Source organism: Lyngbya sp. CCY1209, assembly GCF_055795065.1.
Genome location: NZ_JAYFER010000279.1, coordinates 1 through 3,394, shown reverse-complemented (window position 1 = coordinate 3,394; position 3,394 = coordinate 1). Strand labels below are relative to the sequence as shown.

Genomic DNA, 3,394 nt, shown 5'->3' with positions numbered 1-3,394 from the left:
GTAGGGTGGGTTAGGCGCGGCCGTAATTTTTCGGAAAAACCCACAACTTTTCATCCGCGCCGTAACCCACCATTTCCCACCAGATCGAGAATCGAATCACTTTTCATTGTTAATCATTAATTGTTAATTGTCAAACAAATTCAATTGCCCTCCCCCACTCAGGGGTAATTCCAACTGTTCGACAACAACTTTTGCCTTGATCTCGTCCATTCCCAGCCACAGGTTCAGCAGCGCCTCCCGCTCCGAGACTTTATCGGGGATGACCTTGAATGCCACCTCCAAAGTCTTCATAAATAGGTCGTTTGTTACTAATCCCGTATTTTGCAAGAAACGCCGCACCAGTTGCAGGTTTTGTTCCTCCTCGTAGAGGGCGAGGATGGCGTGGAGTCCGTCCACCAGGTATCGCCCGGAAAATTCCTGGTCGTTGAGGGAGAACGCCCGCTTTTTGAGCCGCTGCCGGGGGGTGAGGAGCTTGCAGGTGCCGCTGGCGGAGTCGAGGAGTTTGTGGGTTCTCGCCAGGTCCGAGACGTTGAACCCGCCGATCGCCAAAGCTAATTGTCGCGCTTCATCAAACGGGAACTCCCGCGCTCCGAAGGCATCCCAGGCGAGGAGATACCACTGGCTCAAGGGGTCGAATCCGGCGGTTTCTGACTGCACCAGGTGGCGGAAGCGGTAGTTGGCGATCGCTTTTCGGGCTTCGGCGAAGGCTTCTTCGGGGCGCACTTCCTCGCCGCTGCTGTCCAGGATCGGGTACTGGCGGGAGAAGACGTTCAGGGCCGGACCGAAGGCGCTCAAATAGAGGTCGATTCCCGTGATGTCGTTGGCTTCAAATTCCGGCGCCCGCTGTTCGACGAGGTTGGCCACTTCCGGGCGCAGGTCGTCCCACCAGGCCTGTCCCGCGTCCGGGTCCCGCTTGCGGCAGACGAGGAGGACGGTGCTGGAGACGCTGTTTTTCTTCGCTTGGTGGAGGTTTTGGGGGTTTTCGGTGCTGACGGCCCAGGAGGCGGTGATCTCGAATCCGGCGTCGATGAGGGATTTGGCGAGCACGTCCCAGGCGCCGGACTCTTTGTGGTTGAACTGGACTGTCACTGTTCCATCATCTTGCAAAACTCGATAATATTCCATAAAAGCCAATGCCATTTTTGCTTCATAATCTTGGTTGGCTAGTTTTTCTGGGGCATCTTCCATATTCCGAAATCGAAAAGGATTTGCAGTTGCTTCTCCAGCTTTTTCGGTCACATCTAAATAAAACAATTCAGGAAATATATCTCCCAAATTCCTTTTCAGCCAAACATAAAAGAAATCCGAAAGATCGGCGTAGGGAATAGTCGAATAATAGGGCGGATCGGTGATGACGGCATCGACGGAGCGATCGGGGATGTGAAAAAGACTGTCGGCGGAAGCCGAGTCGATTTGAATGGTTTTCGGGTCGTATTTTTCAATACCAGGGATGCCTGTAGAATGGGGTTTTGTGCCAAAGAGTTGGCAGAGTCCTTGATAATCTTTTATTACGGCATCAGCACAGGCGTTCCATAATTCACCATCCCCTGAAAATTCAGGATAATTCCAGATCAAGTTTAATGCGTGTTGTGTAGAAGCTCTTTGGGCATGACTTCTGCCAGAATCCCAGATACAAAGACGACAATTTTTATCAACGCACCTATCCATTACCAAAGCCAAATAAGTGGCGATCGCTTCCACCTTCCCACGATAATAATCATCAAGTTCTGCGATCGCTTCAAAATCATCTTGAACTAATTCTATTTTTTCGGCTTTCTCGACTTCGCATTCTTCCCGAATTTTTGCTTTTGCTTCGTTGATGATTTCCAAATAAGTGACCAACGTTAAAAGTTGACGGGGATTAAAACAGTCTTCATATTTTCTTAATCCATAATCATAGTTTCCAGGTGAATTGTGTAAATCTTTGCTGGTGGCTTCAATGGGGATTAAATTTTTTAACAAAAAATCTGGATATTGCTCGTATAGATATTTCTCGGCTTTTCGGATTCCTTCTAAATCCAGTTCGTTAGGGATGTTGAACTCCAAACCTCCTTTTCCTCTTTTATAAGCCACGGCATATAATTGATGCCCAAATCCATTATTTGATGTATAATTTTTGATATCGTGTTCGCTTAACACTGCGTTACAATTGGGGCATTTTCCTGTTGCACGATTCATGGTACTGTAATCATTCGGGTCGAAATATCCCTCGTCCGTCTGTATCGTCGTACCCTTCCCCTTTCTCCCCTTAATCAACTCGAAATCGACCCGCTTTTCGGCGGGATTCGGAATCGGTTTCACCGCGTACCAATCACTCGTCACCTTCCTCGCTTTTCCCTTTCCCGAATAATTACTCGTCTTACTCAGCCACCAATTCGGACTCAGCGGCACCGTCGAACCGCAACTCGGACACTGCACCGTATGAGCCCACAAATAATTCTGCACCGTCTCCGGTTCTCCCCCTTGCGAAGGGGGAGTTAGAAGGGGATTCGACGGAAAAAACTCAGCCAGGCGCCGTTCCGCCTCATCTCCAACCCACTGAACCCACCTGTCGATATCCCCCTGCAAATCCGGCCCGAACTTCAGCGGGTACTCCATCGCCGCCTTCATCGTCACCACCGCCACCGGGTTCAAATCCGACGCATACACCTGCAACCCGTACCGCGCCGCCTCAAAGGGGATGCTGCCGCCCCCCGCAAAGGCATCCAACACCACAGGCGTCCGCTTCCCCCACACCGTCTCGCAGTAGTCGTGCACCCGTTCGATGCGCTTAGAACCCGGCGGCGTCTTGTAGAGTTTCACCGAAGACTTAATCTTTTCCTCCTTCTCCTCCCGCGTCAAATTCGACTTCTGCAAATAATCCAACTCCGCCTCGGAATACACCCCCAACAAATACTCAAATTCATCCATCGAAATATCGGCTGGCAACAAAGAAGCCAGCACCGAGGCGCGGGAAAACGACAGCGGCTTCCGCGAATACCAGCGATGCAGCCCCTTGAACGGATTCCCCCCGTGTTCGTAGTACACCTGTTGGTTGAGGAGTTTAACCGGCATAATTCTTTCGATAAAAAGGCGGGGGCGGGACGGGCGAGGTTCAGACATTATTCAGAATTAAAAAAGGTGGACAGGGTGTAGGGTGGGTTAGGCGGCTGAAACCCATGCTGTGAAAGCCATCTATAAATCCGCCGTAACCCACCGCCCAACAATCATATAGACTACATTTTGAATTTTGCCTCATTTTAAGCCGAAACGGTCTAGTAGTCTAGTCGGGTGGGTTAGGCGGCTGAAATCCATGCTGTGACGGAAATATAGCAATCCGCCGTAACCCACCGCCCAACAATCATATAGACGGTGCGTTACATTTCATTAACGCACCCTACACCGGCTGAAACAG

The 3,394-nt window shown here is 50.5% G+C and carries 1 protein-coding gene; it reads right to left on the bottom strand.

Annotated features, from left to right (window positions below; genetic code table 11):
* Window positions 1-123 precede the first annotated feature (123 nt).
* Complete coding sequence (locus AC0QHF_RS08350) at window positions 124-3,102, bottom strand: DUF1156 domain-containing protein (protein WP_324703745.1); 2,979 nt, start codon at window positions 3,100-3,102, stop codon at window positions 124-126.
* Window positions 3,103-3,394 lie beyond the last annotated feature (292 nt).